Source organism: Mycobacterium sp. NTMscope_Eco_3 (assembly GCF_976985685.1).
The window spans coordinates 2036922-2052311 of record NZ_CDRJYZ010000001.1; the positions used below are offsets into that span (position 1 = coordinate 2036922).

Genomic DNA, 15390 nt, shown 5'->3' on the forward strand with positions numbered 1-15390 from the left:
CCTACGACGGGTCGTCGTAGAGGGCGCGGTGTGGTCGCGCGCGGCGCGATTGATCGGCCGCAGATGCCCGCGCCTCCGACCGCTGGAAGCGTCGGCCGCCCAGGCGGGATCGTCGGCGTCGACCGAGCCATCGGAACCGTGCCGCCGGTGCGAGCCCACGCGCTCCCGCGCCACCAACAACGCGAATGCCAGACCCAACAACAGCGGCATGTGGCTGGCGATCCGGGTGGCCGTGACCTGTCCGTCGAAGGCGTCGACGATCACATAACCAAGCAGCGCAACGGAATACACACCGGTGATGGCCGCCACCCCCGACGCGGAGGCGGGCCAGATGCCGGCGGCGACCATCGCCAGACCCAACGCCAGCAACCACGCCGTGGACTCGTGCATCAGGTGCTCGCCCGACATCGCGCCGTGCATGTGACCCGACACCATGCCGAAATCGACCCCACTGATCTGGGCGGCGGCGATCGCCACCTGGAACAGGCCCACAGCGATCAGGCCCCAGCGTCGGTAGTGCGACCGCAACCAGCGCATCCAACTCTGGTGTCCGGAGGGCTGCTCGCCGATGCTCGCCATGATTTTGTCGACCAGGTCGGGTCCCTCGCCGGGCGCAACCGAGGCGAGCCGACGGGTCTGCGCCGCCGCCCCGATCAGCCAGGAGCGGCAACTGCGGCACGACTCGAGGTGCGCGTCGACCTGCTGCGCGAGCACCTGGGGGCGCTCGCCGTCCAACCGAGCCGACAGCGCCTCACGCGCAACGTCACACCGCATCGCTGCATCGTTGCAGCATGGCCGGTCCGCGCGCAAAGACTCCCGGAATTTGGTGCCCGAACGAAACGGCGGGGAACTAAACGGCCGTGGCAACCGACCTCTGGTCGTCCGCATCGCCAGCCCATCCACGAGATTTCACCGACGAGGTATCCGTGTCCTTCCCTGAAGGCCCCCGACGATGACCGCCCCGATCTGGGCGGCGTCTCCGCCCGAAGTGCACTCGACCTTGCTCAGCAGCGGCCCCGGCCCCGCCCCGATACTGGCCGCCGCGACGGCATGGACGTCGATGAGCACCGACTATGCGAACGCGGCGGCCGAGCTCACCGGGTTGCTGGGCACCGTGCAGGCCGGCGCGTGGGACGGGCCCAGCGCCGAGCAGTACGTGGCCGCCCACGTCCCCTACCAGGCCTGGCTGGTGGAGAGCGCGGCCAAGAGCGCAACCGCGGCGAGCCTGCACGAGACCGCCGCCACCGCCTACACCGCCGCGTTGGCCGCCATGCCGACGATGGGCGAACTCACCGCCAATCACGCCGTCCACGGCGCACTGGTCGCCACGAACTTCTTCGGCATCAACACCATCCCCATAGCGGTCAACGAAGCCGACTACGCGCGCATGTGGGTGCAGGCCGCCACGACGATGACCACCTACCAGGCCGTCAGTGAATCTGCGCTGGCCGCGGTCCCGCCGACCACTCCCGCGCCGACGATCGTCGTCCCGGGCGCCGAGGCGGGCACCGCCGGCGTCGCAGCGATGCAAGCGGCTGCCGTGGCGCCGGCGGCAAATTCCGGCTCCAACCTCAACAATGCCGACACGTCGAGCGCCCAGCAGCAGGCCACCACGCAGACCTACCCGTCCTGGATGGACCAGCTGACCAAGTGGCTGCAGCAGTACACCCAGAATTTCGCGTGGCCGGTGTCCAAGGACCTCAACCCCGGTGGGTGGCCCTTCCCGCCGGTGCCGTGGGTCAACAGTCTCGCCTCATTCTTCGGGCAGCTGGGACTGTCCCCGGCGCTGTCGATCGCGCTCGGCTGGGCCATCTTCCACACCCTGATGATCTTCTGGCCGTTTATTCAGCTGGCGATCCAGATGGCGGTGGTGCTCGCGCCGGTCGTCGTTGCCGCCATCGGGGCGGCCGCGGCCGGTGGGGCGGCGGCCGCGGTCACCGCGATCAGCGTCGGGATCCCGCTCGCGTCTGCCCCGCCCCTGCCGGCCGTCGCGGCGGCGCCCGCACCGGTGGTTGCTCCGGCGCCGACGATTGCCACCGCGCCCGCCAGTGTCAGCCACGTGCCGACACCGTCCACCGCGCCCGCGACGACGGTCGCCGGATCGGCCGGCGGCGGCCCGGCCGGTGGCGGACCGGGGGTCGGCTTCGGCCCGACGGCGACCGACGGAATCGGCGCCGGCCTGTCCAACGCCCTGTATGCGGTAGGGCTGTCGGGACTCTCGGCGCGCGGCAGCGCGAGCAGTCGGTCACGCCGAAAGTCGGAGGAGCCGTCCTCCGACGACCTCGACGCGCCCGCCGCCGCGGCCGCGGCCACCGCGGCCAAAAAGAAGGCCCGGGCCCGACGGCGCCGCGGCGGAACCGCCACCGAACGCGCCTACCGCTACGAATTCATGGACCTGGACTCCGATTTGGATCCGGGCGTCGATGCCGACGATCCGAACGCCGCCAGGCCCTCTGAGGACAGTGCGGGGCGGCTCGGATTCGCCGGTGCCGCAGCCAAATCCGACGCCCCCTGCGCCGCCGGATTGGCGACGCTGACCCGCGACGGGTTGAGCGACGGCCCCAGCGTGCCGATGATGCCGAGCACCTGGGACCGCGACTAGCCAGATGGCTGATAGTGCCGGGGAGTGAAGACCCGGTCGGTGGAATCCGTTGAATACCACTGGGTTTGCGACGAACCGACGATCAGCAGGCAGCGCATGTCGATCTCGGCGGGATTGAGATCGGCCAGCCGGACCACGCGGACGTCTTCGTCGTCGCCCGACACGCTGCGGCCGATCACCACCGGCGTGCCCGGTTCGCGGTGGGCCAGCAGAATGTCGCGCATCGCGCCGACCTGCCAGGTCCGCGTCTTCGACGCGGGGTTGTAGATGGCCAGCACCAGGTCGGCGGCCGCGGCGGCCTGCAGCCTCGCGGAGATCACGTCCCACGGCTTGAGCCGGTCGGACAGCGAGATCACCGCGTAGTCGTGGCCCAATGGGGCGCCGACCCGGCTGGCCACAGCCTGGGCGGCGGTCATCGCGGGAATCACCCGAACCCGCACGCCCGGCCATTGTTTGGCCTCTTCCAGCACGGCGGTCGCCATCGCGAAGACCCCCGGGTCGCCCGACGACACCACCGCCACGGCCCGGCCCTGCTCGGCCAGTGCGCAGGCCAGCCGCGCACGCTCGGGTTCGTCGCGGTTGTCGCTGGGGTGCCGCTGCTGGCCGTCGCGCACCGGCACGCGATCCAGGTAGCCGCCGTAGCCGATCAGGTCGGTCGCCGCGGCGAGCTCCCGCCGGCTCTGCGGTGTCATCCAGTCCATGTCGCCGGGGCCCAGGCCCACCACCGCGACGCTGCCGGCCGCCCGCCTATCGGGGGAGCGTCGGTGCAGCCGGCGGCCGCCCGGCAGCATGGCCAGCGAGAAGTACGGCACGCTGGTCTCGTCGACGTCCGCCGCGGGCAGGATGCGCTGCCCGGCGCTGCTGGCTCGTTCGACGTAAAACGTGTCGTCGAGCTGCCCGGACGCCGAAAGCGCTTCGCGCACAGCGTGATACGAGCGCCCCAACTTCAGGATCACGGCGGCGTCGGCGTCGGCCAGCCGGCGGGTCAGTTCCGCGACGGGCAACGTGCCCGGCAGCACCGACAGCACTTCGTCGCCGGCCACCAACGGCGTCGCGAGGGCCGCCGACGCGGCGCTCACCGACGTCACACCCGGAACGATGACCGCGTTGAATCGCTCGGTCAGCCGGGTGTGCAGATGCATGTACGAGCTGTAGAACAGCGGGTCGCCCTCGGCGAGCAGGGCCACGTTGCGGCCGGCCTCCAGGTGCGCGGCGATCCGTCGGGTGGCCTCGGCATAGAAGTCCTCGAGCGCGCCGGAATAGCCGCCCGGGTGGTCGGTGACCTCGGTCGTCACCGGATACACCAGGTGCTCCTCGATCTGGCCGGGCCGCAGATAGCGTTCGGCGATGCCGCGCGCGATGCTGCGGCCGTGCCGGGCGCTGTGATAGGCGACCACGTCGGCCTCACCGATCACCCGCGCGGCTTTGACGGTCACGAGTTCGGGGTCGCCGGGCCCCAGCCCGACGCCCCACAGTGTCCCCCTATGGGCGCTTCGCGTGGTCCCTTGTGCCGTCATTCGGCGTCGCTTGCGATCGCATTGACGGCGGCGGCGGCCATGGCGCTGCCGCCGCGGCGGCCCTGCACCACCAGATAGGACATGCCGCGCGGGTGGTCGATGAGCTCCTGCTTGGACTGCGCCGACCCGACGAATCCCACCGGCCCGCCCAGCACGCCGGCCGGCGGCGAAAGCCCCTCGTCGATCAGCTCGAGCAGCCGGAACAGGGCCGTCGGTGCGTTGCCGATGGCCAGCACGGCGCCGTCGAGCCGCTCGGCCCACAGCTCGACCCCGGCCGCCGAACGGGTGGTCTGCCGGCGTGCGGCCAGCTCGGCCGCCCGCGGGTCGGCCACCAGCGACACGACCTCGTTGCCCGCGGGCAGCCGGGCAGTGGTGATCCCGGCGGCCACCATCGACGAGTCGCACAACACCGGGGCGCCGCCCCGCAGGGCCGCGCCGACGCGCTCGACGACGTCGTCGGTGAAGGCGACGTGCTCGGCGACGTCGACCTGGCCGCAGGTGTGGATCAACCGGACGACGACCCGGGCTACGTCGGCGGGAAATCGCGCCAGGTCGGCCTCGGCGCGGATGGTCGCGAACGACTGGCGATAGATCTCCGCGGCATCGCGGATGTAGTCGAGCACCCGCTCACCCTAAGGGTTGTCAGGTTCGAAGCGTCCGGTATCCGTCGCCTGTGGCGACCAGCACCTGACCGGCCGGCGGGCTGCCGCACGCGCGTTCGCAGCCCACGAAGTGCCGGTGCAGCGTGACCTCGGCGTCCAGCGCCTGGGCGGCGTCGGCCCGCACGTCGGCGACCGAGTGCGCACACCCGGGACTGCCGGTGCAGGCGCTGACGGTCAGCCAGGGGGAGTTCTCGTCGAACACCAGTCCCAACGGGGCCAGCACGCGCAGCGCGGTGTCCGCGACGGATTCCTCGAGATCGCACACCAGCACCGAGCGCCACGGGGTGATCACCAGCGGCGCCTCGATCGCGGCCAGGTACTCCGCGACCCGCGCGGGCAGCACACCCAGCGGCACCGCGGCGCCCAGCGTCACCCGGCCGTCATCCTGATCGATCCATCCCACGGGCGGCTTGGTGACGACGGGAAAAGGTGTCCCGCCGGGCTCGGCGTCGGGTAGTAGCCGACGAATGTCGTCCAATTCCTGGACGCGCCAAGCGGTTTCGCGGATTTCCACGAAACGCGTCGCGAGAGCGACGAGCGTCTCGATCACCTCGCCGGCGGCCAGCCGGACGCCGGTGTCCCGTCCGGCCAGCAGCAGCGCGCAACCGTCCGGCGGCGCGTGCACGCCGATGTCGGCGCGCAGACCGGACACATCGGCCCGCCCGTCGTCGAGGCTGAACCAGAACCGGCCGCCCAGGTCCGCGAGTCGCGGCGCCGCGCAGATCGCGGCGTCCAGTTCGCCGACCCAGCCCCGCACGTCGACGTCGCCGCCGGCCCGCCCCGACAGCGGTGACGCGACGATGTTGCGGACGCGCTCATGCGTGGTCGACGGCAACAGGCCTGCGGCCGCCAGCGTCTCGGCGACGGCGGTGACGTCGGTCAGTCCGCGCAACTGCACGTTGCCCCGCGCGGTGAGTTCGAGCGTTCCCGACCCTGTCTGCGTGGCGGCGGCGCTCAGCGCCGCCAGCTGGGCGGCCGTGAGCATGCCCCCGGGTAACCGCACCCGGGCCAGGGCGCCGTCGGCGGCCTGGTGCACCTGCAGCGCACCCGGGCAAGCGTCGGTGTCACGCGTCCTGGCCACCCGTCCACGGTACGGCCACCGGCTGAACACGGCGGCCGACATTGGCTTCAGGCAGACGTAAACCCTTACTCACGGCAACGGTCGCGCCCTACCGTCGGCACGGTGAGCATTGCCACCGCGCTCGACGCTGCGCCGAAACAGCCTGGGAGCGTCCACGCCGGCGCGCCCGGTGGGTTATGGGCGCGCCGCAAATGGGAGATCGTGCGCATCGCTTCCCCGCTGGCGTTGCTGGCGCTGTGGCAGCTGGGCAGCGCGATCGGTGTCATCCCGCAGGATGTGCTGCCGGCGCCGTCGCTGATCGTCGAGGCGGGAGTCGAGTTGATCCGCGACGGCCAGCTCGCCGCCGCGCTGCAAGTCTCCTCTGTCCGGGTTGTCGAGGGGTTGGTCCTGGGTGGGGTGATCGGGGTCGGCGCGGGCGCGGCGGTCGGGCTGTCCCGCTGGCTCGAGGCCACGGTTGACCCGCCCATGCAGATGATCCGCGCGTTGCCGCACCTGGGTCTCATCCCGCTGTTCATCCTGTGGTTTGGGATCGGCGAGCTGCCCAAGGTCCTGCTGGTGGCCTTGGGCGTGGTCTTCCCGCTCTACCTGAACACCTTCTCCGCGATCCGCCAGGTCGACCCCAAAATGTTGGAAGCCGCTCAAGTGCTGGGCTTTTCGTTTGCCCAGCGGTTCACCCGGATCATCGTGCCCAGCACCGCGCCGCAGGTGCTCGTCGGTTTCCGGCAGTCGCTGGCGATCGCGTGGCTGACCTTGATCGTCGCCGAGCAGATCAACGCCGACAAGGGAATTGGCTTCCTGATCAACAACGCCCGAGATTTCCTACGCATCGACATCATCATCTTCGGACTGACCATCTATGCGCTGCTGGGCATCATCACCGACGCGATCGTCCGGATCATCGAACGCCGCGCCCTGCGTTACCGACACTGAAAGGTTCAGGCTTTGACACTCATCGCAGAACCCGACGCCATTCGGGTGCGGACCGAGATCGCCGGCGAGCTGCGCCACGTCGACAAGTGGTACGGCACTGCCCATGTGCTCAAAGACGTTTCACTGCGGGTGTGCAGCGGCGAGATCGTCGCGCTGGTCGGGCGCAGCGGCTCGGGCAAATCGACGGTCCTGCGGGTGCTGGCCGGCCTCTCGCCTGACCACAGCGGCGAACGCGTGGTGGCCGGCGCCCCGGCGCTGGCCTTCCAGGAGCCGCGGCTGCTCCCGTGGCGCGACGTGCGCACCAATGTCGGATACGGCCTCACCCGCAGCCGGCTGCCAAGGCCGCAGGTGCGACAACGCGCCGAGCGTGCGCTGGCCGACGTCGGGTTGACCGACCACGCCGGGTCCTGGCCGCTGACCCTGTCCGGCGGTCAGGCGCAACGAGTTTCACTCGCGCGGGCGTTGGTCGCCGAGCCGCGGTTGCTGCTGCTCGACGAACCCTTCGGGGCGCTGGACGCGTTGACCCGGTTGACGATGCACGCCTTGCTGCTGGATCTGTGGCGCCGGCACGGATTCGGGGTGTTGCTGATCACCCATGACGTCGACGAGGCGGTGGCGTTGGCCGACCGCGTGCTGGTGCTCGAGGAGGGCCGCATCATTCACACGCTGACGATCGACGAGCCGCGGCGCACACCCGGTCATCCCGGCGCCCATACCGAGCGGCATCGCGCCGAGCTGCTGGATCGACTTGGCGTGCAATCGTCAACCTAGAAACCGGCCGATCTTCGCGGCGTCGAGTTGACCTCCACCGCAAGGGCATCGCCTGACCCGCCGTTTGGGATCACGGTCCCCGGGGCACACTCGTGGCCGTGGACACGGTGGAATACGCCCCCGGACGCCTCGCCGACGTCTTCGGCGACTCCCGACGACCCACCGTCCTGCTGTGGCACGGCATGCAGACCGACGCCCGCGCGGCCTTCAGACCCCTGGCCGGCATGCTCAGCGAGCGCGGTGCGGCCGTGGTGGCGCCGGACTGGAATTCCCACGCCGACGACGGCGGCCGGGCGGATCTGCTGGGTTCGCTCGATTTCACCCGCGACTTCGCGGGCCCGGGCAACGGCATCGTGCTCGTCGGGTGGTCCATGGGTGGTTGCGCCGCAGCGGGTCTGACGCTCAACGCGGAGCGGTTCGACGTCACCCTCGTCCACACCGTGTGCCTGGCCGGCGCGTTCATGGTGCCCGACCCGCTCTCCGGTCAGGTGCCGACCGACGCACTGTCGGCCGGCCGCGCGGGCACGCCGTTCAAGCTGCTGCACGGGTTGGCGGACGACGCGGTCCCCGCCAGTACCAGCAGGGAGTTCGCCGCCGGCCTGAAAGGGGTGGGCTGGCCGGTCGAGTTGGTGGAGCTCGACGCCGATCATGGTTCCATCGCCGGCGCCGACTACGACCCGGTGGCGGATCGCTACGAGCCCGGCACGAGCGAGAAGGCGCTGCGGGTCGCCGGGGAGGTCGCCACGCGGATTGCGGCCCTGATCGGTCACTGACCGACGCGAATCACCCTCCGGCGAGGCTCAGACCCGGCGCGGGACGCTACCCGGCTCGATGCCACCAGCACTGTGCCGCAAGAGTTTTGCGGGGTTGGGAGAAAGCGCGAGTAAAGTGACTTCGGTGGCCGCGGCTTCGTCGAATGACCGGATGATCGCCGGGGTCGCCGCTGCGTCCGTCGCGCTCGGTGTCACCCAACTGGCCAGCATCCCCTTCGGTGCGCGGGCCGATGCCCGCGCCGCCGTGGGTTCCGCGGTCGTCGATCTGACACCGGGCCCCGTCAAAGAGTGGGCCATCCAAACGCTCGGTCCGCTGGACAAACCCTTCCTGGCCGTCGTCGTGCTCGTGGTGATCGCGACGATCGCGGCGATCGCCGGGACCCTCGAGACGCGGCGCCGCCCGTTCGGCAGCGCAGTGATCGCCGCGGCGGGCGTCCTTGGCTGCATCGCCGTGCTGTCGCGACCAGGCGGGACGGCACTCGACACGCTCCCCACCATCGTCGGCGCCGCGTGCGGCGTAGGGGTGCTGCGGGTGCTCACCCGACGGTTCTCGCCTGAGCCGGACGGCGACGCAGACGACCAGCAGCAGGCAGATCCAAGCCGGCGCAGGTTGGTCATGTACGGGTTGCTCGGACTGGGCGTCGTCAGTGGGGTAGTGGGGGCGTTCGGTACCCGGCTGGCGCATTCGGTGGAGGCCGACCGTAAGACGTTCGCCCTACCCCGGCCACGATCCCCGGCGCGTCCGATACCCGCCGCGGTGCAGCCGAAAGGCGTTGCGCTGCCGAGCTTTATCACTTCAAGTGCTGACTTCTACCGGGTCGACACCGCGCTGAGCGTTCCCCAGCTCAGCCGCGGCGACTGGCGCCTGCGTATCCACGGGATGGTGGACCGCGAGATCACCTTGAGCTTCGACGACCTCACCCGATTCGACATCGTCGAGACGGTGACCACGTTGACATGTGTATCCAATCCCGTTGGCGGAGATCTCATTTCAACGGGCATCTGGACCGGCTACCGGCTGGCGGACCTGCTGGCGGCGGCCGGTGTGCACCGCGATGCCGACATGGTGCTCTCCACCTCGATCGAGGGATTCACCGTCGGCACCCCCGTGCAGGCGGTCACGGACGGCCGCGACGCGTTGCTGGCGGTCGGCCTCAACGGTCAACCGCTGCCGGCCGAGCACGGCTACCCGGCCCGCATGGTGGTGCCGGGACTCTATGGCTACGTGTCGGCCACCAAGTGGGTGGTGGATGTGGAGCTGACCCGGTTCGACCGGGCCAAGGCCTACTGGACGCGGCAGGGCTGGGCGGCGCAGGCGCCCATCAAGACGGAGTCGCGGATCGACGTGCCCAGGGGCGGCCAGACGGTGCCGGTGGGGCCGGTGGTGTTCGGCGGCGTTGCGTGGGCACAAAATCGTGGCGTGCGAGCGGTCGAAGTCCGCATCGGCGACGGCGGTTGGCAACCGGCCGAACTGGGCGCGAGTTATTCCAATGAGACATGGCGGTTGTGGAGCTTCCCGTGGCAGGCGAAAAGCCCCGGGCGAGAAACCATCACCGTGCGCGCCATCGACAACACCGGTGCCGTCCAGACCGAAGAGCGCGCCAATCCCGTCCCCGACGGCGCCACCGGCTGGCACACGGTGAACTTCGCCGTCGTGCCGGCGTAGCAACCTATTTCGACGAGAGCTTCCGCCAACTGATCACCGCCATCGCTATCCCGACGAGCGCGGTGATCGGCCCGATGACCGACCAGGTGGTGGTGTTGCTCATCGGGCTGCCGCCAAGCACCCCGAACCCTTGCAATGCCCAGATCACACCGAACAACGCGATGATCAGCCCGACCGCGAAAGTGACGACGAATCCTCTGCTCATAGAGGGACCCTACGTGCCGATTCGGCCGTCCGAAGCCGCTGCGGTACGAATGACGGGTGGCTGAACCGAGCATCCTGCTGCTGTCGACGTCCGATACGGACCTGATCAGCGCCCGCTCCAGCGGGAAAAACTACCGGTGGGCCAACCCGTCGCGGCTGTCGGAGGACGAACTGCCCGACCTGCTGGCCGACGTCGCCATCGTGGTGGTGCGGATCCTTGGCGGCTACCGGGCCTGGCAGAGCGGGATCGACACGGTGATCGCCAGCGGCGTGCCCACGGTGCTGGTCAGCGGCGAGCAGGCCGCCGACGCCGAGCTGACCGGCCTGTCGACGCTGGCGGCCGGCATCGCGGTCCAGGCGCACATCTACCTGGCCCACGGTGGCGTCGACAACCTGCGCCAGCTGCACGCCTTCCTCTCGGACACCGTGCTGATGACCGGGTTCGGATTCACCCCGCCGGTCGTCACGCCGACTTGGGGCGAGCTGGCGCGGCCGGATGCGAGGGATATCGAGGGCCCGACGATCGCCGTCCTGTATTACCGCGCTCAACATTTGGCCGGCAACACCGGCTACGTCGAGTCGTTGTGCGAGGCCATCGAGGACGCCGGCGCGCGGCCGATGCCCGTCTACTGCGCATCGCTGCGCACCGCCGAACCCGAACTGCTGCAACGGCTGAGCGCCGCCGACGCCATGGTCGTGACCGTCCTCGCCGCGGGTGGACTCAAACCGGCCACGGCGTCCGCCGGGGGCGATGACGACAGCTGGAACGTCGAACATCTCGCCGCCCTGGATATTCCGATACTGCAGGGATTGTGCCTGACCAGCCGGCGCGCCCAGTGGTGCGAAAACGACGACGGCCTGAGCCCGCTCGACGTGGCCAGCCAGGTGGCCGTGCCTGAGTTCGACGGTCGCATCATCACGGTGCCGTTCTCCTTCAAGGAGATTGACGAAGACGGCCTGATCTCCTACGTCGCCGACGCCGAGCGTTGCGCCCGGGTCGCCGGGCTGGCGGTGCGGCACGCGCAGCTGCGCCACGTCGCCCCGTCCGACAAGCGGGTCGCGCTGGTGTTCTCGGCCTATCCCACCAAGCACGCCCGAATCGGCAACGCGGTGGGGCTGGACACGCCCGCGAGCGCCGTCGCGCTGCTGCAGGCGATGCGCGATCGCGGGTACCAGGTCGGCGACCTGCCCGGCGTCGAGGCGAACGACGGCGACGCCCTGATCCACGCGCTGATCGAACGGGGCGGCCAGGATCCCGACTGGCTCACCGAGGGGCAATTGGCCGGCAACCCGATCCGGGTGTCCGCCAAGGATTATCGCTCGTGGTTCGCGACCTTACCCGCCGAATTCACCGACGCCGTCGAGGCGCATTGGGGACCGCCGCCCGGGGAGCTCTTCGTCGATCGCAGTAACGACCCCGAAGGTGAAATCGTCGTCGCCGCAATCCAATCGGACAACCTGGTGCTGATGGTGCAGCCGCCCCGCGGCTTCGGCGAGAATCCGGTCGCCATCTACCACGACCCGGACCTGCCGCCCAGCCACCACTATCTCGCCGCCTACCGCTGGCTGGACACCGGATTCGGGGCGCACGCGGTGGTGCATCTGGGTAAACACGGCAACCTGGAATGGCTGCCGGGCAAGACGCTGGGCATGTCGGCGGCCTGCGCACCCGACGCCGCGCTGGGCAGCCTGCCGCTGATCTACCCCTTCCTGGTGAACGACCCCGGCGAGGGCACGCAGGCCAAGCGGCGCGCGCACGCGGTGCTCGTCGACCATCTCATCCCGCCGATGGCTCGCGCCGAAACCTACGGCGACATCGCGCGTTTGGAGCAGCTGCTCGACGAGCACGCCAACGTCGCCGCACTGGATCCCGGCAAGCTGCCCGCCATCCGCCAGCAGATCTGGACCCTCATCCGGGCCGCGAAGATGGACCACGATCTCGGGCTCACCGAGCGTCCCGCCGAGGACTCGTTCGACGACATGCTGCTGCACGTCGACGGCTGGCTGTGCGAGATCAAGGATGTCCAGATCCGCGACGGCCTGCACATCCTGGGGCAAAAGCCAACGGGGGAGGCCGAACTGGACCTCGTGCTGGCGATCCTGCGCGCGCGCCAGCTCTTCGGCGGCGAGCACGCCATCCCCGGCCTGCGGCAGGCGCTGGGCCTGGCCGAGGACGGCACCGACGAACGCACCAGCGTGGACGCGGCCGAGGCCGCGGCGCGGGCGTTGGTCGCCGCGCTGCAGGCCTCGGGCTGGGATCCCGATGCGGCCGAACGGCTCAGCGACAACGCCGACGTGGCACGTGTGCTCCGGTTCGCCGCCACCGAAGTGGTGCCCCGGCTGGGCGGCAGCTCCGCCGAGATCGAGCAGGTGCTGCGTGCCCTGGACGGACGATTCATCCCGGCCGGCCCCTCGGGGTCCCCGCTGCGTGGCCTGGTCAACGTGCTGCCCACCGGGCGCAACTTCTACTCCGTCGACCCCAAGGCGGTGCCGTCCCGGCTGGCGTGGGAAGCCGGTGTGGCACTGGCGGATTCGCTGCTCGCCCGCTACCGCGACGACCACGGCCGCTGGCCGCAGTCGGTGGGGCTGTCGGTGTGGGGGACCTCGGCGATGCGCACCGCCGGCGACGACATCGCCGAAGTGCTTGCGCTGCTGGGCGTTCGGCCCGTGTGGGATGACGCGTCGCGCCGTGTCGTCGACCTCGCCCCGATACCCCTGGCCGAGCTCGGGCGCCCGCGCATCGACGTGACGGTGCGGATCTCCGGCTTCTTCCGCGACGCCTTCCCGCATGTGGTGACGATGCTCGACGACGCGGTGCGGCTGGTCGCGGACCTCGACGAACCCGCCGAGGACAACTTTGTGCGGGCCCACGCCCAGGCCGACCTGGCTCAGCACGGCGATCAACGCCGATCGACCACCAGGATTTTCGGTTCCAAGCCGGGCACCTACGGCGCCGGGCTGCTGCAGCTCATCGACAGCCGCAACTGGCGTGACGACGCCGACCTCGCCGCGGTCTACACCGCCTGGGGCGGGTTCGCCTACGGGCGCGACCTGGACGGCCGCGAGGCGGTCGACGACATGAACCGGCAATATCGGCGTATTGCGGTGGCCGCCAAGAACACCGACACCCGGGAACATGACATCGCCGACTCCGACGACTACTTCCAGTACCACGGCGGCATGGTGGCGACGGTGCGGGCGCTGACCGGCCAAGCGCCGGCGGCCTACATCGGCGACAACACCCGGCCCGACGCGATCCGCACCCGCACCCTGTCGGAGGAAACCACGCGCGTGTTCCGGGCCCGGGTGGTGAATCCGCGTTGGATGGCGGCGATGCGCCGGCACGGTTACAAGGGCGCGTTCGAGATGGCGGCGACCGTGGACTACCTGTTCGGCTATGACGCGACGGCTCACGTGATGGCCGACTGGATGTACGAACAGCTCACCGAGCGTTACGTTTTGGACCCGGAGAACCGGAAATTCATGGCGGAGTCGAATCCCTGGGCGCTGCACGGCATGGCCGAGCGGTTGCTGGAGGCGGCGGGGCGCGGCATGTGGGCGCAGCCGCAACCGGAAACCCTCGACGGGCTGCGCCGGGCGCTACTGGAAACCGAGGGCGATCTCGAAGGCTAGTTCCCTGGCGAGCAGACGCGGAATCGCATTGCGCCAGTTCCTTCCGTGCGACTCTATGTCTGCTCGCGCGGGGCGCGCCGAGTCAGATGAAATCCGATCCGCCGTCCACGTTGACCGTCGCCCCGGTGACATAGCCATTTCGCCGCGATGCGAGGTACGCGGTGATGGACGCGACCTCTTCGGGAAGGCCGGCACGGCCGAGATCACAGGGCTGGTGAAAGTTCTTGTCGATCCAGGTCATGACGTCGACCGGATCGGTGGCATCGAGCCCATCGGCGGCGAGGATGCCTTTGAGGTTTTCGGTGAAGCTGGCGGTCACGATGGTCCCCGGACACACACAGTTGACCAGAATGCCTTCCCTGGCAAGGCTTTTCGACAGATTCTTGGTGATACTGGCCAACGCCGCCTTCGATGCCGTGTAGGCGACGATCCGCGGGTTCTGGCGCTGAATCGAGTGCGCCGAGAACGTCACCACGCGGGCCCAGTCCGAGGCGCGCAGCAGCGGCAGCGAGGCGCGGATTGATCGCACCGCCGACATCGTGCCGAGGCTGAACGCCTCGTCCCACTGGGTGTCGTCCATCTGCTCGAAATAGCCGTCGCCGGGCCCGATTGTGTGGATCAGGCTGTTGAGGTGCCCCCAACGGTCGGCGACGGCGGCGAAACCCGCGGCGATGGAGGCGGGATCGGTCATATCCACGCTGATCCCCACGGCGTCCGAGGCGCCGGCCTGGTGCAGCGACGCCACGGCGGCATCGAGCGCACCCCGGCTCCTGGCCATCACCGCCACCCTGGCCCCTTCGGCCGCAAGGGTTTCGGCGATGGCCAGTCCCATACCTTTGCTGCCGCCGGTGACCACGGCCGTCGATCCCGCAAGACCCAGGTCCATCGCTAGTCCCTTTCCATCACGTCGAACACACTTGTTCGATCGCTTCGTTCGCGGCGCCGAGCCCGCGCAGGCAGAACCGTTGAATGCCCCGGCGCAGGTCGTCGCGAGCGCCGGCGGCCTTCGTCCAGTGCCGGTCGATTCCCGCCCACACCACCCCATGGACGAACTGGGCGTCCGCCACCGGATCGACCCCGTGGAAGACGCCGTCGTGTAGGCCGCGCCGAATTGCGTCGCGCAGCGGCGCAAGCATCTCCGCATATGCGGGCTGAACCACGCCGGGAGACGTGAAGATCTGCGTTTGAGCCTCTAACGACAGGCGCCGCAGATCCTTCTTGAGGCGCTCATCGAATGCTAAGTCGAGTCTAGCGTCGATCCATGCCGCGACTGCCTCGATTTCAGTTGCAGCACCGGACATTCGACGTTTGAGCCGCCGCTTTTCGGTGTGCGCACTCTCCAGGAAGACCGCGGCAACCAGTTCGTCCTTGGAACCGAAATGCCGATAGAACGCCCGCGTGCTCAACGCGGCCCGTTTCAGGACGGCGGCGATGCTGAGTCCTTCGACTCCATGCTCGCGCAGCGTTGTCGACGCCGCAGCCAGGATCTGGCGGCGAACCGTCGGATCAGGACCCAACTTCTCGCGTCGCCGCGTGCGGGGAGCGCTCACC

General features: G+C 69.7%; 12 protein-coding genes and 1 pseudogene. 6 read left to right on the forward strand and 7 right to left on the reverse strand.

The window, feature by feature from the left end:
* Nucleotides 1-96: 96 nt before the first annotated feature.
* A pseudogene (locus AC0KTM_RS09345) lies at nt 97-888 on the reverse strand (DUF2275 domain-containing protein); the annotation flags it as partial.
* A 64-nt stretch (nt 889-952) separates the two neighbouring features.
* Between AC0KTM_RS09345 and AC0KTM_RS09350 the strand changes: the two are divergent.
* Nucleotides 953-2602, forward strand: coding sequence for a PPE family protein (locus AC0KTM_RS09350; protein ID WP_238957942.1), 1650 nt, complete (start codon nt 953-955; stop codon nt 2600-2602).
* Here the strand turns inward: AC0KTM_RS09350 and AC0KTM_RS09355 are convergent.
* The 3 genes from AC0KTM_RS09355 to cobG are packed head-to-tail and all read right to left on the reverse strand — an operon-like array spanning nt 2599 to nt 5862.
* Nucleotides 2599-4119, reverse strand: coding sequence for a precorrin-2 C(20)-methyltransferase (locus AC0KTM_RS09355; protein ID WP_238957943.1), 1521 nt, complete (start codon nt 4117-4119; stop codon nt 2599-2601). The genes AC0KTM_RS09350 and AC0KTM_RS09355 overlap by 4 nt on opposite strands.
* Nucleotides 4116-4742, reverse strand: coding sequence for a precorrin-8X methylmutase (locus tag AC0KTM_RS09360; RefSeq protein WP_238957944.1), 627 nt, complete (start codon nt 4740-4742; stop codon nt 4116-4118). The genes AC0KTM_RS09355 and AC0KTM_RS09360 overlap by 4 nt, the downstream gene beginning before the upstream one ends.
* A 19-nt stretch (nt 4743-4761) precedes the next feature.
* On the reverse strand, nt 4762-5862 hold the full coding sequence (gene cobG, locus AC0KTM_RS09365; protein WP_238957945.1) for a precorrin-3B synthase: 1101 nt from the start codon (nt 5860-5862) through the stop codon (nt 4762-4764).
* Between the two features lie 102 nt (nt 5863-5964).
* Between cobG and AC0KTM_RS09370 the strand changes: the two genes are divergently transcribed.
* The 4 genes from AC0KTM_RS09370 to AC0KTM_RS09385 all read left to right on the forward strand — a co-directional run bounded on the left by AC0KTM_RS09370 (nt 5965) and on the right by AC0KTM_RS09385 (nt 10002).
* Nucleotides 5965-6792, forward strand: coding sequence for an ABC transporter permease (locus tag AC0KTM_RS09370; RefSeq protein ID WP_238957946.1), 828 nt, complete (start codon nt 5965-5967; stop codon nt 6790-6792).
* Between the two features lie 12 nt (nt 6793-6804).
* Nucleotides 6805-7563, forward strand: coding sequence for an ABC transporter ATP-binding protein (locus AC0KTM_RS09375; RefSeq protein ID WP_238957947.1), 759 nt, complete (start codon nt 6805-6807; stop codon nt 7561-7563).
* A 98-nt stretch (nt 7564-7661) separates the two neighbouring features.
* Nucleotides 7662-8336, forward strand: coding sequence for an alpha/beta hydrolase family protein (locus AC0KTM_RS09380; RefSeq protein ID WP_238957948.1), 675 nt, complete (start codon nt 7662-7664; stop codon nt 8334-8336).
* Nucleotides 8337-8487: 151 nt separating this feature from the next.
* Nucleotides 8488-10002: a molybdopterin-dependent oxidoreductase gene (locus tag AC0KTM_RS09385; RefSeq protein ID WP_238958048.1), complete on the forward strand. Its 1515-nt coding sequence runs from the start codon at nt 8488-8490 to the stop codon at nt 10000-10002.
* Nucleotides 10003-10006: 4 nt separating this feature from the next.
* Here AC0KTM_RS09385 and AC0KTM_RS09390 read toward each other — a convergent pair whose 3' ends face one another.
* Complete coding sequence (locus tag AC0KTM_RS09390) at nt 10007-10207, reverse strand: hypothetical protein (RefSeq protein WP_238957949.1); 201 nt, start codon at nt 10205-10207, stop codon at nt 10007-10009.
* 56 nt (nt 10208-10263) lie between these two features.
* On the opposite strand from AC0KTM_RS09390, the gene cobN reads away from it, so the two are divergent.
* Nucleotides 10264-13839, forward strand: coding sequence for a cobaltochelatase subunit CobN (gene cobN / locus AC0KTM_RS09395; RefSeq protein WP_238957950.1), 3576 nt, complete (start codon nt 10264-10266; stop codon nt 13837-13839).
* Between the two features lie 82 nt (nt 13840-13921).
* Here the strand turns inward: cobN and AC0KTM_RS09400 are convergent, their stop codons facing one another.
* Nucleotides 13922-14725 carry an SDR family NAD(P)-dependent oxidoreductase gene (locus AC0KTM_RS09400; RefSeq protein WP_472415473.1) on the reverse strand — a complete coding sequence of 268 codons (804 nt, stop codon included), beginning with the start codon at nt 14723-14725 and terminating at the stop codon, nt 13922-13924.
* A gap of 16 nt (nt 14726-14741) precedes the next feature.
* Nucleotides 14742-15389, reverse strand: a complete 648-nt coding sequence (locus AC0KTM_RS09405) for a TetR/AcrR family transcriptional regulator (protein ID WP_238957952.1) — start codon at nt 15387-15389, stop codon at nt 14742-14744.
* Nucleotide 15390 lies beyond the last annotated feature (1 nt).

Coding starts and splice junctions, on each gene's coding strand:
- AC0KTM_RS09350 (WP_238957942.1), top strand. CDS start 953: ATGACCGCCCCGATCTGGGCGGCGTCTCCGCCCGAAGTGCACTCGACC.
- AC0KTM_RS09355 (WP_238957943.1), bottom strand. CDS start 4,119: ATGACGGCACAAGGGACCACGCGAAGCGCCCATAGGGGGACACTGTGG.
- AC0KTM_RS09385 (WP_238958048.1), top strand. CDS start 8,488: ATGATCGCCGGGGTCGCCGCTGCGTCCGTCGCGCTCGGTGTCACCCAA.
- AC0KTM_RS09390 (WP_238957949.1), bottom strand. CDS start 10,207: ATGAGCAGAGGATTCGTCGTCACTTTCGCGGTCGGGCTGATCATCGCG.
- AC0KTM_RS09400 (WP_472415473.1), bottom strand. CDS start 14,725: ATGGACCTGGGTCTTGCGGGATCGACGGCCGTGGTCACCGGCGGCAGC.